Here is a 23,548-nt window from a genome sequence, read left to right on the forward strand (position 1 = left end):
CGTCATGGAGAGCGCCGACCGTCAGTCCCAGAGCGAGACCCTGTCCACCGCCCTTCGGCTGATCCGCACCCATCGTCGGCTGCGGGCGGCGGATGTCGCCAAGTCCATGAACATGGCGCTGCGCTCCTACGAGCATTTCGAGTCCGGCGGTGGACGCATCAACATCGAGCGCGTCCATCGTTTCGCCGAGGTCACGGACAGCGATCCCCACGCGATCCTCGCGGCGCTGGCGCTCGGGTCGCCCGCCTTCGCCTTGCGGTGCGCCGACAATAAGCTCGCCACCATTCTCGCGGTCGTGCTGCAGGAGTTCGACGAGGAGGCGGGCGACGCGATCGCGGAGCTGGAGTCCCTGACCATCATCAACACCTTCACCAAGGCCCTGCGCGAGCTGGCCGCGCAGTCCGTCCGCCGGGAGAGCGCGGCGGACGCCTGGCTTGAGGAACGGCGACATCGGCTCGTTTCCCCCACCGGAGACGACGGCGGCTCGGACAAGGGCGCACCGTAGATCCCGGGTGGCGGGCTTACGGACTGGTCCAAGGGTTCCATTCGGCGCCTCATGACCGGATGCGCCCGCTACCCGCCGACCCGCTTTCAGATTCCTCCACGCTCGACCGGCTTTCCGATCGGCAGAAGCAGTGCCTTGCCCTGGCCGCCGAGGGTCTGACATCGGCGGCGATCGGCGAAAGGGTCGGCCTGTCCGCCCGCACGGTCGATGAACATCTGATGGGCGCTTGCCGTGCGCTCGGGGTGCGGACGCGCGTCCAGGCCGTGGCGCGGCTCGCGGCCGCCCAGCGGCCGCCTGAACCCCGGACCTTCCTACCGTAAACGCCCGGCGGGAGGGTCGCGGGTCGCGGCGGCCGGGACTCATCGGCTTTGCTCGGGGCTCACGATGGAGCCTCCCTTGCTGGACCTCGCCCTCATCCTCAGCCTGTCCCAAGCCTGCGCCCCGCATGTGGCCCCCGAAACCCTGGCGGCCGTCGCCTATGCGGAAAGCCGCTTCAATCCGAACGCCATCGGGGTCAACCGCGGCCCCCGGCCGGCGCGGACGCCACGCGACGCCGCCGAGGCGGCGCGCGTGGCGCGCGACCTTCTGGCCCGAGGCGCGAACCTCGATCTCGGCGTCGCCCAGATCAACAGCGACAACCTCGACTGGCTCGGCCTGTCGGTCGAGGCGGCCTTCGATCCCTGCCGAAACCTCGCCGCCGCCGGTCAGGTGCTTCGCGCGGGCTATCGGCCGGCCGAGGGCGTCGATCCGCAGACGACGTTGAGGATCGCCCTCTCCCGCTACAACACCGGTCATCCCGAGCGCGGCTTCCGCAACGGCTATGTCGCCCGGGTCGAGGCGGCCGCCGTCCGCCTCGGCGTTCAGGCCTTGCGCCCCGTCCAGCCCCTTGCGACCGCGCCGCTGCCCGACCCGGTCCAGACCGCGCCAGCGGCGGACTGGGACGTCTTCGCGCGCGCCCGGACCAGCCTGGTCCTGACCTTCACCGCCACCCAGACCGGGAGTTCTGAATGACCGCCTCCATCTCCTCTCGCCGGTTCGGCGCCGTCGGCGCCATCGCCCTGGCGACCAGCCTGATTCTGGTCCAGCCGGCCTTCGCCTCCGCCAACGTCGAAGGCCTGCTTCAGAACGTCGTCGACATGCTGACCGGCAACACCGCGCGGCTGCTCGCCGTCCTGGCGGTCGTGGTCGTCGGCATTCTCTGGATGTTCGGCCTGTTCGACCTGCGGCGCGCGGCGATCGTGGTGCTCGGCATCGTGGTCGTCTTCGGCGCGGCCGAGATCGTCAATCTGATCACGGGCGGCGCCTGATGGACGACGCCCTCTCCTGGGTCGTGATCGGATCGGCCTCGGTGCTCCTGGCGCTGGTCCTGATGCTCGGCCTGAAGCTGATCTCGCCCAAGCGCTTCGCCCAGATCTTCGCCGGCCTCGCCTCCGGCGTCGCCATCGGCCTGGCCCTGTCGCGCCTGTCCGCCGGAGGCCCGCATGGCTGAAGAGCGCCTGACCGAAGACCCCTTGTTCCTGGCCTGCACCCGACCGGCCATGATCCTGGGCGTCCCCATGGAGGCCATGGGCGTGAATGTCATCCTTTCGGGCGTCGTCTTCCTGGTCGGCGGCAGCCTGCTCTATCTCCTCGTCGCGCCGGCCCTGCACCTGGTGTTCCGGGCGATCTGTCGGGCGGATCACAACGCCTTCCGGCTGCTGTTCGTCTATGTCGACACCAAGGGCCGGTCGCGCAACGCCGCCCTCTGGGGCGGCAGTTCGGCGACACCGTTGCCTCTCATCCGGCGCTACCGTCCGACGGAGCTGGCCCGTGGCTGAGGGCGGCGTCAGCGCGATGCGCCTGCGGCGCGAGGCCGACGCCCGGCCTCATCTGCCCTACGCGCGCCACGTCTCCGACGCCGTGGTGGCGCTCGACAACGGCGCCCTGATGATGGTTTTCCAGATCGACGGGGCCAGTTTCGAGACCGCGGATGCGCGCGATCTGAACGACTGGCATATCAAGCTGAACCAGGCCTGGCGCAATCTGGCCGACGATCGCCTGGCGATCTGGCACCATGTGGTGCGCCGCCCGGCCGAACTCGAGCGGTCCGCCGGCTTCCGCTCGGACTTCGCCGGCGAACTGGGCGCGCTCTACGACGATCGGGTCGCGGAGCGTCGGCTCTGGATCAATGAGCTCTTCGTCACCCTCGTCCTCCACCCCGGCCGCGAGGCGGGCGATCGCGCCGCGGCCCTGGCGCGTCGCCTGAAGGCGGCGCCGCGGGCGGACGCCGAGGTCGAGACCGCCCACCTCCAGCGGATCGAGGAAGCGGGCCGGGACCTGATCCAGTATCTCGACCGCTACGCGCCGCGCCGGCTCGGCCTGTATGAACGTGACGGTCTCTGGTTCTCCGAGCCGATGGAGGTGATGCGACTGGTTCTGACAGGTCGGCGCTCGGCGGTTCCGATCGTCTTCGGCCACCTCGGCGCGGCCGTTCATACGGTGCGTGTCATCTTCGGTCGCGAGACCCTGGAGCTGCGGGACGTCGCCGACGCTCGCTACGCCGGCGTCCTGGCGGTGAAGGAATATCCGGCGACGACCCGGCCGGGGCTGTGGGACGATCTGCTGAGCGTCCGCTTCGGCTTCGTGGCGAGCCAGTCCTTCGCGTTCCTGTCCAAGGCCGCCGCGCGGACGGTGATGGAGCGCAAGCAGAACCAGATGGTCTCCGCGCGCGACCGCGCGGCCTCTCAGATCACCGGCCTGTCGGACGCGCTCGACGACCTGGTCAGCAACCGCTTCGTGATGGGCGAGCACCAGGCTTCGATCCTCGTGCACGGCGATACGCCGGGGGCGCTGGCGGACCATTTATCCAAGGCGCGCGCCATTCTCGCCGATTCCGGTCTGGTCGTGGCCCGGGAGGATCTCGGACTGGAGGCGGCCTTCTGGTCCCAGTTCCCCGGCGCCTTCGCCCGCCGCACCCGGCCGGCCGCCATCACCTCGCGCAATTTCGCGGCCCTGGCGCCGTTCCACGCCCATCCGGTCGGCAAGGCGCGCGGCGCCCACTGGGGCGAGGCGGTCGCGGTGCTGCGCACCACGGCCGGCTCGCCGTTCTGGTTCAACTTCCACGTCGGCGATCTGGGCCACACCTTCATCTGCGGGCCGTCCGGATCGGGCAAGACGGTCGTCCAGAACTTCATGCTGGCCCAGCTCGAACGCTTCGGCGCCCAGCAGCTGTTCATCGACAAGGACCGGGGGGCCGAGATCTTCGTGCGCGCCTGCGGCGGGACCTATCTCGCCCTGCGCAACGGCGAGCCGACGGGCTTCGCCCCATTCAAGGCGCTCGACCCGACGCCGGCGAACCGCGCCTTCCTGGTTCGTCTCGTCCGCGCGCTGGTCGATCGCCCCCACGACCCCCTCACGGTTCCGGAGGCGCGCGCCATCGATCAGGGCGTCGCGGCGCTGGAGGCCCTGCCCCGCGAGCGACGCTCCATCGCCGCCCTGCGCAGCCTGCTCGGCCAGGGCGACGCCGGGGGCGTGGGCGCGCGCCTGGAGCGCTGGCAGCGCGGCGGTCCGCTGGGCTGGGTGCTCGACAATGAGGCGGACGCCCTGAGCCTGGAGGCGCGATTCGCCGGCTTCGACATCACCCAGATGCTGGACCACGACGAGGTTCGCACGCCCGCGATGTTGTATCTGTTTCATCGCATCGCCGAGCGTGTCGATGGCCGACGCCTCGTGCTCGACATCGACGAGTTCTGGAAGGTGCTGGACGATCCGGCCTTCACCGAGCTCGCCCGGGACGGTCTCAAGACCTGGCGCAAGCAGAACGCCCTGATGGTGTTCGGCACCCAGTCGCCGGCCGACGCGCTGCGCTCGCCCATCGCCCACGCCATCCTCGAGCAGTGCGCGACTAAGATCTTCCTGCCCAACGCCCACGGCCAGGCCCGGGACTACATCGACGGTTTCGGCCTGACCCGGGAGGAGTTCCGGCTCGTCCGCGAGGTGCTGACCCCGGAGTCGCACCGCTTCCTGGTCAAACAGGGTCACGACAGCGTCGTGGTCGAGCTCGACCTGCGCGGCATGGACGACGCCCTGGCCATCCTGTCCGGCCGGACCGAGACCGTCGCCCTGCTCGACCGTCTGCGCGCCGAGGCGGGCGACGACTACGCGCAATGGCGCGCCCCCTTCCATGACCAGAGGAGGTTCCTGTGAGAGCCCGAATCCTGTCCGCCGCGGCCGTCGCCGCCCTCGTTGTCGCCGGCGCTCCGGCCGCCCGGGCCCAGCAGATCGTCCACGACCCGAGGGCCCTCGCCCAGATGATCGAGGAGGCACGCACCACCCTGGATCAGTTGAAAGCGCTGCAGACCCAGGTCGAACAGGGCCAGCGGCTGTTCGACAGTCTCAACAACCTGTCCGATGTCAACGCCCTGGCCGGCGAGCTCGGCCTGCCGACCGTGCGCAATCCCCTGCCCGATATGCGGTCGATGCGGGCGGCGGCGAACGGCGACCTCGGCGCGCTCGGCGACCTGGCTGACCGCGCCAACGCCATCCGTCGCGACACCCGGCTGTACACGCCGCCGACGGGCGATCTGAGCCCGGCCGACGCCTATTACCGGGACAGTCTCGAACGCGCGGGCGCCCGCACGGCGCGCGATCTCGCCGTGGGCGAGGCGGTGGCCGGAGCCGCCGACCGGCGGCTTGAGGGTCTGGAGACGCTGCGCTCGGCCCTCGACACCGCGCTCAACGCCCGGGCGGTGATGGATCTGGAGGCGCGGCTCGCGGCGGAACAGGCTCTGATCCAGAACGAACAGGTGCGGCTGCAAGGTCTGGCCCTGACCCAGGCGGCCGAGGCCCGGCTGGAGGAGCAACGCGCCCGGGAACGGGCCGAAGCCGCCCGCACGGCGCGCATGAGCGTCTACGAGAGGGCCTTCCAGTGACGCGGATCGCCCTCCTCGCCGCCTTCGCGCTCGCCGGCTGCGGCGCGCCGGACCGAACGGCCGGGGAATTCGCGGCCGACCCTGACGCGGCGGCCCGGATCGTGGCCGCCTGCGACGCCGGCCGGACGCAAACGGAGTGCGAGGCGGCGCGCCGCGGCCTGGCCGAGGCCCGGCGTGACGCCCGGATGCGCGCCTATGAGCAGGCGTTCTGAGGACCGGCCATGAGCTTCCGCGTCTTCGAGCCCAGCTACGACTTCATCGACGAGCGGTTGAACGTCTTTCTCGGCGACCGCCTGTCCTCGGTCATCGCCGAGGTCGAAGGTCCGCTGCGGATCGCCTTGGTCCTCTATGTCGTGCTCTACGGCGTCGCCATCCTGCGCGGCGCGATCAGCGAACCGGTGATGGACTTCGCGGTCCGCTCGCTGAAGCTGGCCTTCCTCTATCTGCTGGCGACGACGGCGGCCTATTCCACCTTCGTCACCGAGCCGTTGTTCACCGGACTGCCCAACGCCCTGACCCGCGCGGTCAGCGGAGCGGATACGCCCAGCGTCGGCGCGGCCTTCGACCAGTTCTTCGCCTATGCCGCCTGGTTGGGCGAGGACATCTCGCGCGACGCGTCGGCCTTCAACCCCGGCCCTTATGTGGTGTCGGCGGCGGTCTTCCTAGTCGGCGCCTTGGCCGCGGCCCTCGGCTTCGGCGTTGTGCTGGTGGCCAAGTTGGCCCTCGCCCTGCTCGTCACCCTCGGCCCGATCTTCATCGCCTGCGCCCTCTTCGACGCGACCCGGCGCTTCTTCTTCGGCTGGCTCAGCCAGGCGGTGAACTATCTCGTCCTGTTCGCCCTGATCATCGTCATCTTCCAGCTCGTGCTGTCGCTGGTGCGCGATCAATGGGGCGCGATCCAGGGCGCCGATCCGATGATTGGCGGCCTGATCTTCATCGCCCTGTGCCTGCTGGGCGCGATCTTCTTCCTGCAGACCCCCGCCATCGCCGCCGGGATCGCCGGCGGCGCTAGCGCCGGCCTGGCCGACTTCGCCAACGCCGCCGCCCTGGGCGGAAGCGGCTCGGGCCGCGCCCAGGGTCCGCAGGAATCCAGCCGCCAACCCCCGAGGAGCGGCGGCTCCATCCGACCGAGAGGCGCCTGACATGACCTACCGCTCACTTCTGCTCGCTAGCCTGTTGCTGCTGGGAGCCTGCGCCCACCGCGGCGATCCCGCGCTGCCGACCTGCGACGGCTCCGCCCGGCGACCGGCCAACCCCCACGGATCGGTGCTGACGCCCGCGGCCGAGCGTCCCGCCAAACCCGTCGCCTCACCGGACACGGGAGGTTGCGCATGAGCGGCGTCCCCTCCTCCGAGCTGAAGCGTTATTTCGTCGAGGCGCGCCGCTGGGACCAGGACCGCCTGGCCTCGGCGCTCCGATCGCGCCGCCTGGCCTGGTCCGCCGCGGCGCTCGCCACGGGTCTGGCCGTGGTCTCGACCGGGGCCGTCGCCCTGCTGACGCCGCTCAAGTCGACCGAGCCCTTCGTGATCCGGGTCGACCAGGCCACCGGCGCGGTCGACGTCATGCGCGGCCTCTCCGCCGAGGGCGGGCCCGTCCGCTACGAGGAAGCGGTCAGCAAATACTTCCTCGGACAATACGTCCGCCAGCGGGAGGGGTATCTCGACCCGGCGGCGGAGGACGCCTTCCGGCTGGTGTCCATCCTGTCCGCGCCCGGCGAGCAACGCCGCTGGGCCGATCTGTTCCGGGGCTCCAACCCGGCCAGCCCGCAGAATCTCTACGGTCCGGACGGCGAGGCCATCGTGGCGATCCGCGCCATCGGCTTCATCAACGCCGGCGTCGCCAATGTCCGCTTCCGACGCACGGTCCGCCAGGCCCAACAGACCGTCGAGAGCGACTGGATCGCCACCATCGCCTTCACCTACACGCGCGCGCCGATGTCGGAGCCGGACCGGCTGAGGAACCCTCTCGGCTTCCAGGTGACCTCCTACCGCGCCGATCCGGAGGTCATCCGATGACACGTCCCCTGTCCGCCCTGGCGCTGATCGCCGGCCTGGTCGTCCTCGCCGCCCCGGCGATGGCGCAAACACCCCCCGACCCCCGGATCCGCGAGGTCGTCTACGACCCGGCGGCGGTCTACCGGATCGCCGGCGCCTTCCGGACGGCGACCCAGATCGTCTTCTCCCCCGAGGAGACCATCCGCCACGCCGCGATCGGCGACAGCGTCGCCTGGGAGGTGGCGGCAGAAGGCTCGGTTCTGTTCCTGAAGCCGCGCGAACGCCATCAGGCGACCAATCTGCTGGTGGTCACCGAGCGGGCCGGCGTCATCCGCCACTACGCCTTCGAACTGGTCGCGCGCGACCCTGGCGACCGCGCCGCCCTCGCCTATCAGGTGCGCTTCCGCTATCCGGCCGACGATCAGGCCCAGGCCGCCCGCGCCCTGGCCGTTCAGGCCGCGGCGGTCGAACAGCGCCTGATCGGCCTGGAGCTGGACCGCGGCGTTCTCGAAGGGCCGCGCAATCTGGCCTGGTCCGCCCAGGGCGATGCGGCCCTGCAGCCGAGCGAGGTCAGCGACAACGGCCGCGTCACCGTTCTACGCTTTCCAGGCGTGCAGGCCTTGCCGGCCCTGTTCGAGGTCGCCGAGGACGGCTCGGAGCGGCTCATCCCCTATGACGTGCGCGGCGAGTTCGTGGTCGTCCACGGGGTCGCGCGGGGCCTGCGGCTGAGGCGCGGGTCATCCGTCCTCTGCCTGTTCAACGACGCCTTCGATCCTCGCGGCAGGGGGCTGGGCACGGGCACGGCCTCGCCTGTCGTCGATCGGGCGCCCGTCGGAGATCCGTCATGACCGGGGCCGCGCCGACGCCTCCGGACGAGAGTCCGTCCCCGGCCTCGACGGCGGCGGACCGCGGCGTCTCGCCGATCGCCGGACGGTTCGGCGGGCCGCGCGGCAAGATGATCACCCTCGCCGCGCTCGCCGCCGGGTGCGGCGTCTTCCTGATCGCGAGCTGGGATCGGGGCGACCGCGACGCCGATCGTCCGACGACACGCGATGAGCCGCCGCGGCAGACCGCGCCGTTCGAGCCCGCGCGACGGGCTCCGCCGCCGCTGCTCAGCGATCCGGTCGTCGATCCGGAGGCCCCCGGGCTCGACGACGGGCCTTCCATTCCGCCGATCGAGGCCGGACCTGAAGGCGCGCCCCGTTCCGGTCCGTCGCCTGCGGAGGAACGGCGCGCCTTGGCCGAAAGCGCGCGGCGGGCTCCGGTGCTGGTCTACAGCCGGGCCGGCGGGGCCGCGGTTCCTCCGCCAGCTCCGGCGCCCGGCGCGCCCGCGGGACCGCAAACCGCCCTGGACCAGCTCCGTCAGGTCACCCCGGTCGGTCAGGCCCGCGCGGGCCGCCTTACCGACCGCAACCTGCTGATCACGGCCGGGACCAGCGTCCCCTGCGTGCTGCAGACGGCCATGGACAGCACCACGCCGGGCTATGTGACCTGCGTCCTGTCCCGCGACGCCTGGTCCGACAACGGCGCCGTGGTGTTGATGGAGCGCGGCACCCGGGTTCTCGGCGAGTATCGCGGCGGCCTCCAGCAAGGCCGGCGCCGGCTGTTCGTCCTCTGGACCCGGGCGGTGACGCCCACGGGCGTCGCCGTCGCCCTCGCCTCGCCGGCCGCCGACGCGCTCGGCCGATCCGGCTTCGACGGGGTGGTCGACACCCGCTTCTGGGATCGGTTCGGGGGTGCCCTTCTGCTGTCGATCGTCGATCACGGCGTCTACGCCGCCGTGGGCCGCGAGGACGGCGGCGCGACCGCCCGCCTCCCGTCCGACGCGGCCGGGGTCGCCCTCCAGGGCTCGGTCGACATCCCGCCGACGCTGCGCAAGGGCCAGGGCGCGGAGGTATCGATCTTCGTCGCCCAGGATCTGGATTTCTCCGGCGTCTATCAGCTGCGGTCGCGGTGATGGACGACACCTCCGTCCTCGATCACTACCTCGCGCCGCTGCGCCCCTTTCTGGAACCGGAGACGGTGACGGAGGTCGTCGTCAACCGCCCCGGCGAGGTCGGGGTCGAGGCCGACGGCGTCTGGCGCTGGGCCGAGGCGCCGGACTTGACCGAGGCCTGGCTGCGCACCCTCGCGGTCGCGGCCGCCGCCTACACCCGACAGGACGTCAGCCCCGAACAGCCGATCTGCTCGACCACCCTGCCCGGCGACATCCGTTGCCAGATCGTGCTGCCGCCGGCGGTCGCCGACGGCGGCCTGTCCTTGACCCTGAGAAAGCCGTCGCGGCGACGCCTCGGCCTGGTAGAGTTCGCGGCGGCCGGCCTGTTCGACCAGGTCGCCGACGCCCGTGCCGAGACCGCCGATCCCGTCGACGCCGAGCTGACGCGCCTGCGCCAGATTGGCGACTGGCCGGGCTTCCTCACCCTGGCCGTCACCGCTCGCCGCAACATCCTCATCTCGGGCGCCACCGGCTCGGGCAAGACCACCTTGGCCAAGGGTCTGATCGCCCTCATCCCCGATCACGAGCGTCTGCTGACGATCGAGGACACCCGCGAGTTCGTGACGCCCCACCGCAACGTCGTCCATCTGGTCTATTCCAAGGACGGCCAAGGTCTGGCCCGGATCGGCCCCAAACAGCTTCTGGAAAGCGCCCTGCGCATGCGGCCGGACCGCATCCTGCTGCAGGAGCTTCGCGACGGCACGGCCTTCTTCTACCTGCGCAACGTCAACTCGGGGCATCCCGGTTCGATCACCACCGTGCACGCGGATTCGGCCGCCCTCGCCTTCGAGCAACTGACCTTGCTGGTGCGGGAATCCGAAGGCGGGCGCGATCTGCCGCGCGAGGACATCCGCGCCCTGTTGCACCTGCTCGTCGATGTCGTCGTCCAGATGAAGAAGGTCGACGGCCGGTTCCGTGTGACGGAGATCTGGCATGACCCGCTTCGCAAGCGCCAGCCCGGCGACTAGGGGGGCGCTGATCGCCACCGCGGGCCTCGCCGCCGCCGCAGTCCTGGGCGTTCTCACCGTGACCATCGCCCTCATCGGCCTGGGTCGGTTCTCCGGCGATATCGACCCGACGCGCGTCCCCGGCTGGCTCTGGTACTACCGTCACGATCCCGAGTTGCGGCGCTGGCTGGCCGTGGGCCTGTCATGCGCGGGTCTGGTCGGCGGGATCCTGATCGTCGCCGTGCTGCTCCACCAGAGACGCCCGCTGCACGGCGCCGCCCGATGGGCGTCGGCGGCCGAACAGCGCCACGCCGGTCTGAGCTCGCGCCGCGGCGTGGTCCTGGGGCGGGCCGACGGCGCCTTCCTGATCGCCGACGGCCCCGAGCATGTGATGCTCTACGCCCCGACGCGCACCGGCAAGGGCGTCGGCGTGGTCATCCCGAACCTGCTTGCTTGGCCGGACTCGGTCGTGGTGCTGGACATCAAGCGCGAGAACTATGTCGCCACCGCCGGCTACCGCGCCGAGGCCGGCCAGACGGTCCATCTGTTCGATCCCCTGGCGTCGGACGGCCGAACCGCGCGGTTCAACCCCCTGGCCCACATCGACCGCGCCGATCCGATCCAGGTGCTGGACGAGCTTCAGCGCATGGCGGCGATGCTGTTTCCAGTCCATGACAGGGCCGATCCCTTCTGGGCCGAGGCGTCGCGCACTGGCTTCATCGGCGTGGGCGGCTATGTCGCCGCCACGCCCGATCGCCCCTTCACCCTCGGCGAGATCTTCCGCCAGCTCACCGCGGGCGACGCCCGTGCTCGGCTGCCCCGCATCGTCGCGGCGCGCGCGCGGGAGGGACGCCCTCTTCCGGGGCCCGTCGTCGCCGCCCTGACGGACTTCACCAGCTCCAGCGAGAACACCTTCGCCTCCGTGCGTCAGTCGATCACCACTCGCATGGGGCTGTGGCTCAACCCCCGGATCGACGCCGCCACCTCGGTCTCGGATTTCGACCTGCGCGACCTGCGCCGCGGCGATCTCTCCCTCTATCTGGGCGCCACGCCGGACAACATGCTGAGGATCCAGCCGCTCTATGCGCTGCTTTTTCAGCAGCTGGTCGATCTCAACAGCCGCAGCCTTCCCGCCCCCGCCGACCGTCCGACCCTCGTCCTGCTCGACGAATTCGCTCGCCTCGGCCCGGCGCCGGTGCTGGCCCACGCCTTCGCCTGGGTGGCGGGCTACGGACTGCGTCTGCTGGCCGTGCTTCAGAGTCCCTCCCAGCTCCGGGCGCTCTACGGACCCGATCTGGCAGAGGACGTGATGACCAATTGCGGCATCGAGATCGTCTTCGCGCCCAAGGAACTGAGGATCGCCCGGGAGCTCAGCGAACGGCTGGGCTATTATACGACGGACGGGCGAAGCCGCAGCCGGCCGGCCGGCCTCGCGCGCGGCCGACGCAGTACGACCGTGTCCGACCAGCGCCGGGCGCTGATGCTGCCCCAGGAGCTCATGCAGCTTCCGCAGACCGCCCTGATCGTCCTGAAGGCCGGTCTTCCGCCTGTTCGCGGCCGCAAGATCGCCTACTGGCGCGACCGGATTTTCCAGCGCCGTCTGCGTCCCGCTCCCACGCCCGCGCCGACGGTCGAAGCGCCGGTCGTCCCGCCCGCTCTCGAGGAGGATCCCATGGATTTCGACGTCATCGCCCGCGCCTTCGCCGCCGAAGGCCTTCCTCCGCCCCCGCCCGACGCGGATGAAACCGATGTGGCGGCCTGGCTCGACCGCGTCGTCGACGCCACCCCGCCGGAGCGCGAGCCATGACCCCGTCAGAGCCCGCTCCGGCGGTCAACCGCCTGCGGCCCGCGCCCGGCGCACCCGGCCGCTCCACCGCCAAGGGCGACGTTCCGGACGCGGTGCTCGACCGCTATCTGGTCGAGCGCGATCTCAGGGGCCGGGCGGAGCGGTTCTTCCGGGATCATCGTGCGCCCGCGCCGATGTTCCGCGACCGGGGTGGATCGCTCACCTCGACCCAGGCCTATCCCGACGCCGTCATCGACATGCTCAAGATCGCGCGGCACCGCGGCTGGGAGCGGATACAGGTCTCTGGCGACCCAGCCTTCCGGCGCGAGGTCTGGATACAGGCCCAGAGCCTGGGTCTGGAGGTCCACGGCCATCGGCCCAGGGACCGCGATCGCCAGGCGGCCGGAATCGACCGGGCTTCCTCCCAGAAGCCCCTCCAGGATCCGCTCGCCGAGCGGCTCGCCCGCGCGGCCGTGGTGGTGGCCCGTCTCATCCCCGATCCCGCCATCCAAGCCAAGCTGCTGGAGGCCGCCTGGGCGCGCGCCGGCCGCGCGCGTCCGACGGAACGGGACACGATGCGCGACCGCGAGCGGCGGCGCTAGCGGTCGCGCCTAGAAAGTGTTCTTCAGATACGGCGACACGGTGAAGGCCGGGAATCCGACGCCGTCCCTCATCCGGTTCATCAGGTCCCAATACATGCCCAGCGCCAGCGGATCGCGGATGTCCGCCGGAATATCGAAGCTGTAATCGCCCTCGAACCGGTCGCCACGTCGCCAGGCCCGGGCGAACTCCGGCGAGAGGTAGGCGAACAGGGCCCGGCGGATCTGGTCCAGGAACTCGCCGATGGTGCTGGCGTGATAGGAGAAGACGTCGGTGTAGAACCACTGCTGGAAGTCCGGCACCGACCGATAGACCATCCCCTCATCGACCTCATGGCCGTGCCGCGCGAGCATCGCCCTGATCTGCTTCACCCGGGCATCGAGCCGGGAGAAGTTGTGCTTGTTGGCGTCGCCGACGACCTTGAGCAGCCAGATGCGGGAGACGCGCAGGTCCACCGACAGGTCGAGTTCGGGAAGCCAGACCTTGGGACAGACGCACTCCGCGTTCAGCCAGTCCGCGAAGGCCGAGGCGGAAGCCGCCAGACCGGAGGCGTCGGCGCCCAGGGTCGGCTGACGGCCGATGCCGTCCAGATAGAACAGATAGGTTCGATCGGTCTCGCGCGCGCCTGCCGTCGAAGGCGCGAAGGCGAAGGGCAGCGCGGATGGCCGGGGCTGGGCCAGGAAATCGCCAGCAGGATGGCGAAGACCCGTTTGTGGGTTCCCGACTTGAACACCAGATTGGTCGGACGGGAGGTCATCGGATAGTCGAAGATCTCCAGATTGACCATGTCGTCGATCATGTCCCAGACCGCCTTGAGCAGGATCGCTTCCTGCTCGATCGGCGCGTAGCGCAGGGTCAACGGGCCGCCGCGGCGTTGGCGCGGTCCGCGAGCCCCGCGCAGGTCTCCATCAGCGCCTCGAAGGGCTCGGCGTCCGCCTCCAGCAGGCCGTCCTCGACCATCCGGCGGTAGTCGTCCCCGAGGGCCTCCAGCGAGGCGCCTTCAGGCTTCAGACGCAGGCCGCCCGTGACCGCCTGTCCATAGTCGATCTCCGCGCCGTCGGCGGTCTCGCGGAAGAACATCGCCTTGTGGCGCGCGACCGCCTCGGCGACCGCCCGATCCGCGATCGCGGTCTCGGCGAAGCCGGCCGCGTCCAGTCGGGACAGATCATGCCAATGCCGGGAGAAGCGATCGCCCCGCAGTCGTCCCTGCGCGCAATAGACGTGGGCGGCGGTGGCCTTCTCCCAGAAGGTCCGCTCGGCCGCCATCACCCGCGGCGTGGCGGTCGGGAAGACGACGCCTTGCAGATGGGCCGCCGCATCGCAGACCACGGGTCGCGGCGCGCTCGGCTCGCCGGTCGCCCGCGCGCCGAACTCGAGCATCACGCTGGGCGAGACATAGCCGGTGCCGGTGCTGGTCGGCGCATAGTCGACGAAGGCCTTGGCGCCCTCGATCCGCACCGTGGCGCCGACGCCGTCTGCGGCGATCCGGGCCTCCAGAAGCGGCCGCACCTCGCCCTCGACCCAGAGCGGCAACAGCCGCTGAACGTCCCGGGACCAGCGCCGCTCCTCAGCGCGAGTCCGCGGCACCGGGTCTTCGGGCGCATTGGCCAGATCGGGAAGCAGGCGACGGATGTCCCAGGTCAGATCGATGTCTTCCGAGAACCGCTGGATGACATCGTAGGCCTTGGACAGGGACGTCCCGCCCTTGAAGACCAGCCCCTCGCCCAAGGGCGCCTCGAACAGCGCGCTCAGGGCCCAGACGACCCAGACATCCTTCTCGAGCAGATGGGAGGGCCGGCCGGACGCCGACGCCGCCGCCGCGAGGGCTTCGGCCCGGTCCTCGGCCGAAAGCTGCAGGAAGGTCTCAGACATGCGCCGCCTGGCTGACCGACCGCGCCAGCCAGGTGGGCAGACGCGGTCCGACGGACACCAGTTCGCCGAAGGCGGCGGGTCCCAGCTTTCGCTTCAGGGTCTCCAGCGCCGTCGGGGCCTTCTCCGGCCCCAGCCAGGCCAGGGCGCGAACCGCTTCGCCGGCCGGACGATCAGCCAGGAGCAGCTGCCATGCCGGCGCATGTTTGAACTCCACCGTCTGCTTGCCAACGTTGAGGAGCCGGCTCTTGCCGTTGGTCAGATAGACCATGCGGATCGGCACCTGGGTGGTCAGGCCCAGGGCGTTGGCCGCCGCCGCCCCGTTGGAGGCGACGACCTCGCCGCGCTGCTCGCTCACCGCGCGCACGACCGTTTCCACCGAAGGCGTCCGCGATCCGAAGCGGCTTTCCAGCGGACGCATGTAGACGCCGCGCCCGGCGCGCACGAGCCGCCCCCGTCGCACGAGGCGCGACAGGGCCTGATCCACCGCCGCGCGGCTGCCCAGATGGAGCAGCCCCTTGGCGGCGACCGGCGCGCCCTCCGGCAGGGCCCGGACGCGCTCCATGATCTGTTCAGCAAGGACTTGCATGATCGTCTCCGTGTCAGAAATATAGTTCTGTTTCTGACACTCCGCAACCGGGCCCGTGGAGTCGCGCCGCTTCATCGGCTTCGCTCTCGCCCGGTCGAGCGATCGACGCCTGCGTCCCTCAAGGCCTGGTCGCGCGTCTTCGGCCCGGGCCGGTCCCGCACGAACCGCTCCACCACCAGGGCCAGGGTGCGATCCGCCAGCCGATCGGACCGACCCAGTCGAACCGCTTCCGCGACCAGAGCGCGCCGCATCGCCAGTTCACGCGCCTGAATTGCCTCCAGCCACGGTCCCTCCCCGCCGTCGCCCCGGAGCGCGTCGCGGTAGGCGGCGGCGAGCGTCTCGGGCAGATCGCCCTTCCCCGCCACGAACCGCTCCCGCATCTTGCGGATCGGCGTCCGCTCCGCCTTTCGGGTCACGCCGCGCGTCCGCCGCGGGGTGGCCTCCGCCTCGATGGACCGGTCGCGCAGCGCCCGGGCGAAGCCCTCGCGCCAGATCTGCAGGTCGGCCTTGCGCGGATTCAGCCGCTCGCCCTCGCGTCCCAGCCGGCGCACCGTCAGATGCACGTGCGGGTGCCGTCCCTCGTCGTGCAGGGCGAAGACATAGGGGAAGCGCTCGCCGAAGGTCTCGGCCGCGAACGCCCGGGCGGCGTCATGCAGACGCGCCGCGTCGGTGCCGGCCGGCATGCTGAGCACGATCGACAGGGAGATCGAGGCGTCGCGCCTGCGTCCCGGCTCCATCGCGAATTCCTCGGCCCAGGCGCGGGCGAGCGCATGCACCTCGGCGCGCCCGTCCAGCCGCTCCCCGTCCGGCCCGTCCAGAGCCAGGGCGCCGTTGCGGCTGATGTAGTCGAGATGCGCTTTCAGATGGCCGCCGTCCCGGGTTCGGCCCGTCACCTTGACCATCACCTCCGGCGCCCGGCGCGCGACGCGGACGAAACGCGCGGCTGGATCCTGATCCCTGTTCCGAGGCGACTGAAGCACCGCCGGCGTGATCCGCGCGCGGCGCGGATCGACCGGCGGCCGCAAGGCTTCCTCGAACCCGCGCGGCGAGCGGAAGTCGCTCACGGCCGCCCGGCCCAATAGGACAGGTTGCCGTCAAAGGCCTCGCCGAGCGCTTCCACCCAGGCCGCGATCTCAGCCTGAAAGGCGCCGAGCTGGGCCATCTCCAGATCGAGCACCTGCCCCTCCATCACCGCCGTGTTCAGGGCGCGGGCGATCTGGTTGATGTTCACGCCGATGCGCCGCAGCTCGCGCCGCACCTCGATCAGCGCCAAGGCCTCGGGACGGCTGAACTGCGGACGATCCCGCAACCGCCGCCGGATGAGCGCGACACTCCATTGGGTTCGCGACAGCCCGACGGCGGCGGCCTCGGCCTCCAGGAGACGCAGGTCGGTCTCGCCGAGGCGCAGGGTCAGCTTGCCCGACCTGGGCGCGCTGACCGCCTCCGGCGGCGCCGGAAAGGACGCCTGCGCAGCCCCCTCCATGAGCCGGCGAAGCAAGCGCGAGCGCCCGCCCTGCCCCGCCGCCGCGGCGTCGAACCGGCGGATCAGATCGGGCGAGACGCGAAGGGTGAGGCGGTCCATCGGGAGGTGGGTCTGTCAGACGTTGCCGGCGCAAAGCCTATCCTGCCCTTGACCGTCACCCCCCTCGCCCCGTAGGCCTCCGGTGCTGCACGTCCTCCCCTCGGCGACCGCTGCACGGCCGCTCGCCCGCCGTCCTGTCGGACGCCCCAGCCGGACGGATCATGAGGAGGGAAGCGGCCTCGGAGGCAGACGCCCGCGCTTTCGCGCGGGCGTCCTCCGTCAGCGGATCAGCAGCAGGGTCCGCCGTTACAGCAGGCCGCGAGAAGCTCGCAGCAGGAGGCGGCGGCCTTGACCACCGAGTCGGGCGCGGCCGCGAAGGCAGCCGAGGCCGAGGTCAGCAGCACGAGGGCCGCGAGCGAAAAAGCACGTTTCATTGTTGATCTCCATGGATCGGTTTTCTGAGAAAAGGATCGTCGGTGGAGATCAGGTTCGAGGGGGCGGGTCCTCCGCTTCCGGCTCCACCCCCGCGAGGGCGTCGGCCGGTAAACGATCGTGCACATCGGCGGAGGCCGCTACCGGGACGGCCGCGGCGGGCGTCGGAACCAGGCCATGGCAGAGCACGGCGCACAGCCGAGCGCAGCTCATCTTCACGGGATCGCAGGGGGCATCCGGACTGGAGCCGTCGGCGGGCGCCATCGGCATCGACATGGCCGCGGCCGGAGTCTCCCAGGCCGTGACCGGGCTCGACGCGAACAGCAGGGCGAACACGGCCAGAATGGCCGGCGCCCAGGCCGCAGTTGTTCGACGTCCGATCATCAAGCTCAATACGTCCAGCAAGACCCCAAGGTTACAGCGCAGGTGACGCGCGCGCCAGCCATGACCGGCGCGCGCCCCTGCATCTTTTACGTCCCCGGCGTCAGCCGCCCTCGCCGGCCGCATGAAGAAAGTCCACGGCGCGCTGGGCGTGGGCGGCGGCTGAGAAGATGAATCGCTTGTCGTCGCGCAGCACCTCGAGCCATGAGGCGACATAGGCGGCGTGATCCTCGCGCGGCTCGAGAGCCAGCCCCAGGTCGGCGCAGAGGAAGGCGGCGCCGATTTCGGCCACCAGTTCTTCCCGGGCGTAGCCGGCGTCTCCATGCCGGCGGCGTCCGAAGTCGCGGTCGAGCCGAGCGGGGTGCCTGGTCCAGTGCGTCAGCTCGTGGCCCAGCGTCGCGTAGTAGGCTTCCGGATCGCGGAAGCTTTCGAACACCGGCATCTGCACGAAGTCCGGTCCCGGCGCATAGAAGGCGCAGCCGCCGCCATGACGGACGTCGGCGCCCGTCGCGGCGAAGAACGTCTCGGCCCGGGCGATCCGTTGACCGAGGTTCAGGACCGGCGCGGGCGCCGGGGCGGACGAGGCCGGGAGACCCTCGATCTGTTCGACGTTGAAGACCGTGTAGGCCTTCAGGAACGGAATGCGTCGGGTCGTCTCCTCCCCGGCGTCGTCATCGTCGATGCGGACCAGCTGGTCGGCGTAGACGACGGTGGAACCCTTTTCGCCCTTGCGGACATGAGCGCCCAGGGCCAGCGCCTGCCGGAAGGTCATCCAGGTGGAGGACTGAAAGCCTCGGGCGGCGGCCTCGCCCCACAGCAGGACGACGTTGACGCCGCGGTAAGGCGTGCCGTCGTGCCGGAGGGGTCGGCTGACGCTTTCGGATGCGGCCCAGGGCTGGCTCCAGGGCCGGACGCCGGCTTCGAGCTGGGCGACGATCTGGTGGGTGATGCGGGTGTAGAGGTCGGGACGTGAGGGTTCGTTGGGGCGCGACATGGCGGCCTCCTCAAGACGGGATTTGAAGAAGGGGCGGCGGCGCTGTCGTCAGCGCCGCCGCGGCTCGCTCAGCGGGACCAGATCAGGCTGTGTCCGCCATCGATCTCGACCAGCGAGGCGTAGATCGGGGCCGGGAAGCTGGGATCGTCGAGCTTGACCGACAGGTAGTCGCGGTTCTGCTGGCTCGTTTTCTTCCAGGCCGCGCCGAACTCGGTCTGGCCGGAGAAGATGCGGAAATCAGGAGCCTTGTCGTCGGTCTTGTCATTGGCCCGGAGTTGGGCCGCCTTGACGTTGAGGGTCAGGGTCTTGATCGAACCGCTGTAGCTGCCGTCCGCTTGCTGGGTGAAGGAACCGATGGTGGCCATGGAAGTCTCTCCTTGCTGATCTCGGGCCACGCCTGCCGCGGCCTCGATGGCGATCGGCGGACCGGAGGCCGGGCGGCCCGCAGGCGAGCACAGGGAGCCCCGCAGCGCAGCGGAGGACCGGGAGCGCGACTTTCTTGCCTCGCGAGGAAGGCCGTCCGGCCGGGGAAGAAAGTCGCGCGAACGGTTGCGGAAGCCGGACGGGCTTCGGTCAGATCAGGCCATTGAGAGGCCGCGCAAGGCTTGGCGCGTCGCAGGAGAGACGGCTGGTCACCGCCGCTTAAACCATGCGGCCAATCGCGGCGCTCGTAGGGATCGTGCCGCCAATGCCGGTGCATCCGCTCCGCCACCAAAGACGTGCCCAGGATTCACCGCTTCCGCGTCGTCGCAGCTGACGCGCGGCATGGCGACGGGCGCGGCCACGCCTGGCATGAATCTGAGGTGTCTCCTGCTATGAAGGGAACCTGAAGCAACTCCAGCTTCGTTCCCCTTCCGAGCGTTCCGTTCGAGGGACAGTCGCGGTGTCGTAAGCCAGCCGGATGAGGCGGCCGGAGCGTGCTCATCGGGAGTCAGAACAATGCGCAACTCCATCAAAATCGCTGGCTGCGGAGACAGCCCTCGGCGTCATCGCCGGTCTCGTGGCCACGAGGGTAACCGAGAGGGCGCAGACGGCGCTCTACCAGATCAAGCCGCCGAAAGTACGGGAAGAGGAAGTGCTGGAGCGACCATGCTCTTGATGATCGACGAAGGTCTGACGCCTGTGTTCGGCTACAGTGCTCCCAATCGAGACAACCCCCTGCTCACCCAGGCTAGAGGGGTCGCCGGGCACCTTCTCTTTGGCGCCGTCAACGCGGTGGTGACCGAGGCACTGTACCGCCTCGTCCGTCCCAAGGTAGCCGCTACAGAGCGAGCGCGGAGCATACATCGATGACCAAACATTATGATCTTGTGGTGATCGGGACCGGGACCGCCGCCATGGTCGGAGCCATGCGGGTTCGCGCTGCTGGTCGCAGCGTCGCGGTTGTCGATTTTCGTCCCTTTGGAGGCACGTGCGCGCTCCGGGGCTGCGATCCAAAAAAAATGCTGATCAGCGGGGCCAACGCCGTCGATCATACATGGCGGATGCGAGGCAGGGGTGTCGCCGGCGACGCCCGAATTGCTTGGGCCGACCTCATGGCCTTCAAGCGGGGTTTCACCGATCCCGTTCCCCAAAAGCACCAAGAGCGGTACTCTGAAAGAGGCATCGACACTTTTCATGGACGGGCGCGCCTCACCGGCCGCAACAGCCTTGAGGTGGGCGAGGAAACGCTGGAGTTTTCGAACCTGCTCATCGCCGCCGGAGCCGAACCCAGGAAACTCGGCATCCCGGGGGAAGAGCATCTGGTCACCAACGAGGGCTTCCTCGAGCTGGGTGACATGCCAAAGCGCATTGTGCTGGTCGGCGGAGGCTATATCGCGGCCGAGTTCTCCCACATCGCCGCGCGGGCTGGCGCCGAAGTCGTAATCCTCCAGCGTGGCGAGCGATTGCTTCCCCAGTTCGACCCGGACGTGGTCGGTTGGCTCATGGAAAGCTTTCGCCAACTCGGCGTTGACGTGCGCCTCGAAACGACAGTCCAGGCGGTCGAGCAGACGCGCGCAGGCTTTCGGGTTCACGCCCAGACGAAGGGGAAAGCCGTCGATGTCCATGCTGATCTGGTCATTCACGCCGCCGGACGAGGACCTGCGATCGACGATCTCGGCCTTGACGCCGCCGGGGTCGAGCATGAAGGAGGCCGCCTGAAGCTCAACGAATTTCTGCAGAGCGTTTCCAATCCAGCCGTCTATGCCGCGGGCGACGCAGCCCAGGTCGGTCCGCCGCTGACCCCCGTGTCCAGCCACGACGCCAAGGTCGTGGCGGCCAACATTTTGAACGGTAACTCCGAAAGGCCGAACTATCGCGGCGTCCCGAGCGTGGCCTTCACAATCCCGCCTATCGCGGCGGTCGGGCTGACGGAGAGGGAGGCTAAGGATCAGGGTCTGCTCTACCGAGTCAAAAATCAGAAGGCCTCCGACTGGTTCACAGCACGCGCAGCGGCCGAACCCACCTTCGGCTTCAAGGTCTTGGTCGAGGAAGGGACGGAACGGGTGTTGGGCGCCCACCTCGTGGGCCCGAACGTGGACGAGGTCATCAATATTTTCGCTTTGGCGATCCGCCATGGACTGACTGCGGATGACCTCAAGACCACGATGTTCGCCTATCCGACGGGCGCATCGGATGTGGGCTACATGCTATGACGCTCAAGCGGTGTCGCGGTAGGTTCATGGCGCCATCCGCATCGCGGATTGGAGCGAAGGAGGGATCCCTTGGAGAGGCAGTCCGACACCATCCAGTTCACGGTGATCCGGGGCGACGGCGACTGGCGGGTGCTTCGCGATGGCCGACCCTCAGGGCATTTCGACTTCAGCGTCGACGCCATAGAGTCCGCGCTCGTGAAGGCGACGACGCTGATCGACAAGGGCGAGCAAGTGGAAGTCTTTGTCCAGGACGCGGCCGGCCAGTTGCGTCAGGTCGATCCGGTCGGCGGGGAAGTGCTCCACTAAGAGGACGGCGATTCCGACCTCGTCGCCTTTTAACCCGTCCACTCGAGTGCGAAATCCGGAGTGAGCGCGATCAAGCCTGTTTCGATCTGGTTCCAGGTCAGGCGGAGCGCCTTCAGATCTTCGGGCGTGAACAGGTGCGCATGGTGCGACGCCGCGCGCAGCTTCCCGGCCTGCTTCAGAAGATCGAACACCGCCTCTGGGTCGTCGAAACCAGCCTCGAAGATCGCCTGGAAATGCTCCGGATGGCTCATGATCCGCGCGTAGTGGGTGTAGTCGGCATGGTCGAAAACCTCGCCTCCCCGCTTCTTCCACTTCCCCAGCAAATCCTTGCAGTCGCACAGCGGCAGGCGCTCGTCCGCCCAGTCCTCACCGTAGGTCTCGGCCATCACGGCATCTAGAATTTCCCTCAAGGTCAGTTCGTAGCGGTGAACCAGAGTCTTGGCGCGCTTCACATGCGGCGGGGCCGAGTTGGCCTGAAGGCGGGCCTTCAGGCGACGGCGCTTCTCCGCCATCGTCAGGAGACGCCGTCTCGGCCAGTGCGCAAGCCGCAGTCCCGCCGCGTCGAGGAAACTGCGATAACCGGCCAGATTGGCGAACTGCGGCATCTCCGTGATGGAGAAGGCGCCGACCGCCTCTCGCACTCCCCGCGTCAGCCGGTCGCTCTCGGCGAACATGTCGGCCATCGCCGAGGCCCGCGCGAAGGCCTCGATCTGGGCGGGTCGCCCGATCGCCAGGGCGCTCGCGCCAAGACCACTGTCCGACAGTCGGAGGATGCGATCGACGAAACTGTCCGTCGGCGTCCTGAAGCGCTCGAGACCATCCGGCAAGGCGAAGCCGGCGGACAGTTGCGCGATCCGCTCGGCCTGCTCGATCAGGCCATTCGGAAACGCGGCGCGATAGACGCGGTCCGCGTCGGTCTGAGCCCTCATCAGGGCGCCGACGCCCTGCATCCGGTCCATGAACGGGTTACGACCCATCGCGGCCAAGGCCAGCGGGGTCTCCAGCTTCATGCGCTCGGCGATGCCGAGCACGCCGCTGGCCCGCAGCATATCGTGCTGTCGGCGGACGTCCTCAAAGGGATCGGCCATCCGTCTTGCGGCGTCCAGCGTCGCGCGCATGCTGGGCGGGATCAAATCACGCGGAAGGGTCATCGCTCGCCGCTTCGCGCAGATGGGCCAGCCGTTCCTCGCACACAGTCGTCGCCAGCGCGCGCAGCACCTCAACCCGCTGGGTCAACCAGGTCAGTTCCTCGACGCTGATCTTGTAGTGCTTGGAGTAACGAGCCTTCACATAGGCCTCGCGCAGCAGCTCGAAGCAGCGGCGCTCGAACTTGGTCTCGCGCGGCCAGGCCTCGGCCAGGCGGGCGTCGATCGCCTCGCACTTCTTGCGCAGGAAGGCGAGGTTGTGCGCCTTGCCGCTGTAGAGCGTCACAACCAGCAAAACGCAGTGGTAGAGGTGTTCAGCCGATTGATGAAGGTTGAACGCGGCGAGCTTAGGATCAGCGCCCTCGCCCATATAGAATTTCGCGCCACGAGCAAAGCTGGCCGAACTCTGCGTCCAATCTCCGAAGAACTCCTCCGCTTCCTTAAGGGCAACCTGAGCTTTCAGGTCAGCCGGCTTGCGCAGCTTGGCGCCGGGCGTGTCGAAGAGAACGATGCCCTCACGCACGATGTCGGCCCAGAAGTATCGCCCGCGGTCCAACTGCTCGTTCACGTCTTCCAGACTGTGCACGATAAGGCTCACCGGCGTGCGGATCAGGGTCTCGCCCGGCATCAGCTTGTTCTCGGCGTCATGCCAGAACTCGCCGTCGGTCAGATCCTCATGATCGACAACGATCAACAGATCGAAATCCGAGAAGTAGCGTCCGACCGGATCATGGACCCAATCGCCGCGCGCATACGATCCGTAGAGGATGATCTTGAGGATCTTGCCGTTCTTCAGCCGCTCGGCCCGACGGGTCGAGACGGTTTCGGCGAACGACTCGCGGATCACCTCGACCACCCGGCGCAGTTCCACCTGCTTGCGCGGCGGCAGATGATCGATCGAAGTCTTCATGACGCGAGTCTCGCGCAACGCGTGCA

30 protein-coding genes are annotated in these 23,548 nt (G+C 69.4%); 18 read left to right on the forward strand and 12 right to left on the reverse strand.

All coding sequences use genetic code 11. From position 1 onward, the window contains the following. Positions 1–4 precede the first annotated feature (4 nt). From PKE72_RS03535 to PKE72_RS03610, 16 genes are all read left to right on the forward strand, one after another. Complete coding sequence (locus tag PKE72_RS03535) at positions 5–505, forward strand: helix-turn-helix domain-containing protein (RefSeq protein WP_201462405.1); 501 nt, start codon at positions 5–7, stop codon at positions 503–505. A 59-nt stretch (positions 506–564) separates the two neighbouring features. Beyond that, on the forward strand, positions 565–825 hold the full coding sequence (locus tag PKE72_RS03540; protein WP_055808235.1) for a helix-turn-helix domain-containing protein: 261 nt from the start codon (positions 565–567) through the stop codon (positions 823–825). A 76-nt stretch (positions 826–901) separates the two neighbouring features. Continuing rightward, on the forward strand, positions 902–1,516 hold the full coding sequence (locus tag PKE72_RS03545) for a lytic transglycosylase domain-containing protein (protein WP_055808481.1): 615 nt from the start codon (positions 902–904) through the stop codon (positions 1,514–1,516). Further along, positions 1,513–1,812 (forward strand): TrbC/VirB2 family protein, encoded by a 300-nt coding sequence (locus tag PKE72_RS03550; protein WP_055808232.1) that lies wholly within the window; start codon positions 1,513–1,515, stop codon positions 1,810–1,812. The genes PKE72_RS03545 and PKE72_RS03550 overlap by 4 nt, the downstream gene beginning before the upstream one ends. Then, positions 1,812–1,994 carry a hypothetical protein gene (locus tag PKE72_RS03555; RefSeq protein ID WP_055808230.1) on the forward strand — a complete coding sequence of 61 codons (183 nt, stop codon included), beginning with the start codon at positions 1,812–1,814 and terminating at the stop codon, positions 1,992–1,994. The genes PKE72_RS03550 and PKE72_RS03555 overlap by 1 nt, the downstream gene beginning before the upstream one ends. Then, positions 1,987–2,322, forward strand: coding sequence for a VirB3 family type IV secretion system protein (locus tag PKE72_RS03560; protein ID WP_055808227.1), 336 nt, complete (start codon positions 1,987–1,989; stop codon positions 2,320–2,322). Before PKE72_RS03555 ends, PKE72_RS03560 begins: the two co-directional genes overlap by 8 nt. Further along, positions 2,315–4,690, forward strand: coding sequence for a VirB4 family type IV secretion/conjugal transfer ATPase (locus tag PKE72_RS03565; RefSeq protein ID WP_271164064.1), 2,376 nt, complete (start codon positions 2,315–2,317; stop codon positions 4,688–4,690). Before PKE72_RS03560 ends, PKE72_RS03565 begins: the two co-directional genes overlap by 8 nt. Next, positions 4,687–5,415, forward strand: coding sequence for a type IV secretion system protein (locus PKE72_RS03570; RefSeq protein WP_082503524.1), 729 nt, complete (start codon positions 4,687–4,689; stop codon positions 5,413–5,415). The genes PKE72_RS03565 and PKE72_RS03570 overlap by 4 nt, the downstream gene beginning before the upstream one ends. Further along, complete coding sequence (locus tag PKE72_RS03575) at positions 5,412–5,627, forward strand: EexN family lipoprotein (protein ID WP_055808225.1); 216 nt, start codon at positions 5,412–5,414, stop codon at positions 5,625–5,627. The genes PKE72_RS03570 and PKE72_RS03575 overlap by 4 nt, the downstream gene beginning before the upstream one ends. 9 nt (positions 5,628–5,636) lie before the next feature. Then, a complete protein-coding gene (locus PKE72_RS03580; RefSeq protein ID WP_054765304.1) occupies positions 5,637–6,557 on the forward strand; it encodes a TrbL/VirB6 family protein in 921 nt (306 codons plus the stop codon). A gap of 189 nt (positions 6,558–6,746) precedes the next feature. Next, the gene (locus tag PKE72_RS03585) at positions 6,747–7,430 is read left to right on the forward strand and encodes a VirB8 family type IV secretion system protein (protein WP_219895930.1); all 684 of its coding nucleotides are present in this window, start codon (positions 6,747–6,749) and stop codon (positions 7,428–7,430) included. Beyond that, positions 7,427–8,257, forward strand: coding sequence for a TrbG/VirB9 family P-type conjugative transfer protein (locus tag PKE72_RS03590; RefSeq protein ID WP_055808221.1), 831 nt, complete (start codon positions 7,427–7,429; stop codon positions 8,255–8,257). Before PKE72_RS03585 ends, PKE72_RS03590 begins: the two co-directional genes overlap by 4 nt. After that, a complete protein-coding gene (gene virB10, locus PKE72_RS03595) occupies positions 8,254–9,366 on the forward strand; it encodes a type IV secretion system protein VirB10 (protein WP_219895931.1) in 1,113 nt (370 codons plus the stop codon). Before PKE72_RS03590 ends, virB10 begins: the two co-directional genes overlap by 4 nt. Continuing rightward, positions 9,366–10,373, forward strand: a complete 1,008-nt coding sequence (gene virB11, locus PKE72_RS03600) for a P-type DNA transfer ATPase VirB11 (protein ID WP_055808219.1) — start codon at positions 9,366–9,368, stop codon at positions 10,371–10,373. The genes virB10 and virB11 overlap by 1 nt, the downstream gene beginning before the upstream one ends. Next, positions 10,339–12,159 (forward strand): type IV secretory system conjugative DNA transfer family protein, encoded by a 1,821-nt coding sequence (locus PKE72_RS03605; protein WP_055808216.1) that lies wholly within the window; start codon positions 10,339–10,341, stop codon positions 12,157–12,159. Before virB11 ends, PKE72_RS03605 begins: the two co-directional genes overlap by 35 nt. Continuing rightward, positions 12,156–12,740 (forward strand): LPD7 domain-containing protein, encoded by a 585-nt coding sequence (locus tag PKE72_RS03610; RefSeq protein WP_055808214.1) that lies wholly within the window; start codon positions 12,156–12,158, stop codon positions 12,738–12,740. The genes PKE72_RS03605 and PKE72_RS03610 overlap by 4 nt, the downstream gene beginning before the upstream one ends. 9 nt (positions 12,741–12,749) lie before the next feature. On the opposite strand, the gene PKE72_RS03615 is transcribed toward PKE72_RS03610, so the two are convergent. The 10 genes from PKE72_RS03615 to PKE72_RS03660 form a co-directional block, all read right to left on the reverse strand. After that, complete coding sequence (locus tag PKE72_RS03615; protein WP_055808212.1) at positions 12,750–13,193, reverse strand: hypothetical protein; 444 nt, start codon at positions 13,191–13,193, stop codon at positions 12,750–12,752. Between the two features lie 50 nt (positions 13,194–13,243). Continuing rightward, positions 13,244–13,597 (reverse strand): hypothetical protein, encoded by a 354-nt coding sequence (locus tag PKE72_RS03620; protein WP_055808210.1) that lies wholly within the window; start codon positions 13,595–13,597, stop codon positions 13,244–13,246. Next, positions 13,594–14,610 (reverse strand): nucleotidyl transferase AbiEii/AbiGii toxin family protein, encoded by a 1,017-nt coding sequence (locus tag PKE72_RS03625; protein WP_219895932.1) that lies wholly within the window; start codon positions 14,608–14,610, stop codon positions 13,594–13,596. The genes PKE72_RS03620 and PKE72_RS03625 overlap by 4 nt, the downstream gene beginning before the upstream one ends. Continuing rightward, positions 14,603–15,196, reverse strand: coding sequence for a DUF6088 family protein (locus tag PKE72_RS03630; RefSeq protein WP_055808472.1), 594 nt, complete (start codon positions 15,194–15,196; stop codon positions 14,603–14,605). The genes PKE72_RS03625 and PKE72_RS03630 overlap by 8 nt, the downstream gene beginning before the upstream one ends. Before the next feature lie 71 nt (positions 15,197–15,267). Then, entirely contained in the window at positions 15,268–16,260 is a 993-nt protein-coding gene (locus tag PKE72_RS03635) for a relaxase/mobilization nuclease domain-containing protein (RefSeq protein ID WP_219895933.1), read from the reverse strand. Further along, positions 16,257–16,778: a MobC family plasmid mobilization relaxosome protein gene (locus tag PKE72_RS03640; RefSeq protein ID WP_055808206.1), complete on the reverse strand. Its 522-nt coding sequence runs from the start codon at positions 16,776–16,778 to the stop codon at positions 16,257–16,259. The genes PKE72_RS03635 and PKE72_RS03640 overlap by 4 nt, the downstream gene beginning before the upstream one ends. Before the next feature lie 227 nt (positions 16,779–17,005). After that, positions 17,006–17,152 carry a hypothetical protein gene (locus PKE72_RS03645; RefSeq protein WP_169802110.1) on the reverse strand — a complete coding sequence of 49 codons (147 nt, stop codon included), beginning with the start codon at positions 17,150–17,152 and terminating at the stop codon, positions 17,006–17,008. A gap of 49 nt (positions 17,153–17,201) precedes the next feature. After that, entirely contained in the window at positions 17,202–17,555 is a 354-nt protein-coding gene (locus PKE72_RS03650; protein ID WP_169802109.1) for a hypothetical protein, read from the reverse strand. Positions 17,556–17,634: 79 nt separating this feature from the next. After that, complete coding sequence (locus PKE72_RS03655; protein WP_066624883.1) at positions 17,635–18,525, reverse strand: ArdC family protein; 891 nt, start codon at positions 18,523–18,525, stop codon at positions 17,635–17,637. Between the two features lie 68 nt (positions 18,526–18,593). Beyond that, a complete protein-coding gene (locus PKE72_RS03660) occupies positions 18,594–18,890 on the reverse strand; it encodes a DUF736 domain-containing protein (RefSeq protein WP_054765695.1) in 297 nt (98 codons plus the stop codon). A gap of 924 nt (positions 18,891–19,814) precedes the next feature. On the opposite strand from PKE72_RS03660, the gene PKE72_RS03665 reads away from it, so the two are divergent. Both PKE72_RS03665 and PKE72_RS03670 read left to right on the forward strand, forming a co-directional pair. Next, the gene (locus tag PKE72_RS03665; protein ID WP_184272810.1) at positions 19,815–21,161 is read left to right on the forward strand and encodes a dihydrolipoyl dehydrogenase family protein; all 1,347 of its coding nucleotides are present in this window, start codon (positions 19,815–19,817) and stop codon (positions 21,159–21,161) included. Between the two features lie 69 nt (positions 21,162–21,230). Further along, on the forward strand, positions 21,231–21,467 hold the full coding sequence (locus tag PKE72_RS03670; protein ID WP_054765692.1) for a DUF2188 domain-containing protein: 237 nt from the start codon (positions 21,231–21,233) through the stop codon (positions 21,465–21,467). 29 nt (positions 21,468–21,496) lie between these two features. Here the strand turns inward: PKE72_RS03670 and PKE72_RS03675 are convergent, their stop codons facing one another. After that, positions 21,497–22,618 (reverse strand): hypothetical protein, encoded by a 1,122-nt coding sequence (locus PKE72_RS03675; RefSeq protein ID WP_219895935.1) that lies wholly within the window; start codon positions 22,616–22,618, stop codon positions 21,497–21,499. Continuing rightward, complete coding sequence (locus PKE72_RS03680) at positions 22,602–23,522, reverse strand: HEPN domain-containing protein (protein WP_066625035.1); 921 nt, start codon at positions 23,520–23,522, stop codon at positions 22,602–22,604. The genes PKE72_RS03675 and PKE72_RS03680 overlap by 17 nt, the downstream gene beginning before the upstream one ends. Between the last annotated feature and the right edge of the window lie 26 nt (positions 23,523–23,548).

The sequence above is a fragment of the Brevundimonas intermedia genome (assembly GCF_027922165.1).
GTDB classification, from domain to species: Bacteria; Pseudomonadota; Alphaproteobacteria; order Caulobacterales; family Caulobacteraceae; genus Brevundimonas; species Brevundimonas intermedia.

Coding starts and splice junctions, on each gene's coding strand:
- PKE72_RS03535 (WP_201462405.1), top strand. CDS start 5: ATGGAGAGCGCCGACCGTCAGTCCCAGAGCGAGACCCTGTCCACCGCC.
- PKE72_RS03540 (WP_055808235.1), top strand. CDS start 565: ATGCGCCCGCTACCCGCCGACCCGCTTTCAGATTCCTCCACGCTCGAC.
- PKE72_RS03550 (WP_055808232.1), top strand. CDS start 1,513: ATGACCGCCTCCATCTCCTCTCGCCGGTTCGGCGCCGTCGGCGCCATC.
- PKE72_RS03555 (WP_055808230.1), top strand. CDS start 1,812: ATGGACGACGCCCTCTCCTGGGTCGTGATCGGATCGGCCTCGGTGCTC.
- PKE72_RS03560 (WP_055808227.1), top strand. CDS start 1,987: ATGGCTGAAGAGCGCCTGACCGAAGACCCCTTGTTCCTGGCCTGCACC.
- PKE72_RS03580 (WP_054765304.1), top strand. CDS start 5,637: ATGAGCTTCCGCGTCTTCGAGCCCAGCTACGACTTCATCGACGAGCGG.
- PKE72_RS03585 (WP_219895930.1), top strand. CDS start 6,747: ATGAGCGGCGTCCCCTCCTCCGAGCTGAAGCGTTATTTCGTCGAGGCG.
- PKE72_RS03590 (WP_055808221.1), top strand. CDS start 7,427: ATGACACGTCCCCTGTCCGCCCTGGCGCTGATCGCCGGCCTGGTCGTC.
- virB10 (WP_219895931.1), top strand. CDS start 8,254: ATGACCGGGGCCGCGCCGACGCCTCCGGACGAGAGTCCGTCCCCGGCC.
- virB11 (WP_055808219.1), top strand. CDS start 9,366: ATGGACGACACCTCCGTCCTCGATCACTACCTCGCGCCGCTGCGCCCC.
- PKE72_RS03605 (WP_055808216.1), top strand. CDS start 10,339: ATGACCCGCTTCGCAAGCGCCAGCCCGGCGACTAGGGGGGCGCTGATC.
- PKE72_RS03610 (WP_055808214.1), top strand. CDS start 12,156: ATGACCCCGTCAGAGCCCGCTCCGGCGGTCAACCGCCTGCGGCCCGCG.
- PKE72_RS03625 (WP_219895932.1), bottom strand. CDS start 14,610: ATGTCTGAGACCTTCCTGCAGCTTTCGGCCGAGGACCGGGCCGAAGCC.
- PKE72_RS03630 (WP_055808472.1), bottom strand. CDS start 15,196: ATGCAAGTCCTTGCTGAACAGATCATGGAGCGCGTCCGGGCCCTGCCG.
- PKE72_RS03640 (WP_055808206.1), bottom strand. CDS start 16,778: ATGGACCGCCTCACCCTTCGCGTCTCGCCCGATCTGATCCGCCGGTTC.
- PKE72_RS03645 (WP_169802110.1), bottom strand. CDS start 17,152: ATGAAACGTGCTTTTTCGCTCGCGGCCCTCGTGCTGCTGACCTCGGCC.
- PKE72_RS03655 (WP_066624883.1), bottom strand. CDS start 18,525: ATGTCGCGCCCCAACGAACCCTCACGTCCCGACCTCTACACCCGCATC.
- PKE72_RS03660 (WP_054765695.1), bottom strand. CDS start 18,890: ATGGCCACCATCGGTTCCTTCACCCAGCAAGCGGACGGCAGCTACAGC.
- PKE72_RS03665 (WP_184272810.1), top strand. CDS start 19,815: ATGACCAAACATTATGATCTTGTGGTGATCGGGACCGGGACCGCCGCC.
- PKE72_RS03675 (WP_219895935.1), bottom strand. CDS start 22,618: ATGACCCTTCCGCGTGATTTGATCCCGCCCAGCATGCGCGCGACGCTG.
- PKE72_RS03680 (WP_066625035.1), bottom strand. CDS start 23,522: ATGAAGACTTCGATCGATCATCTGCCGCCGCGCAAGCAGGTGGAACTG.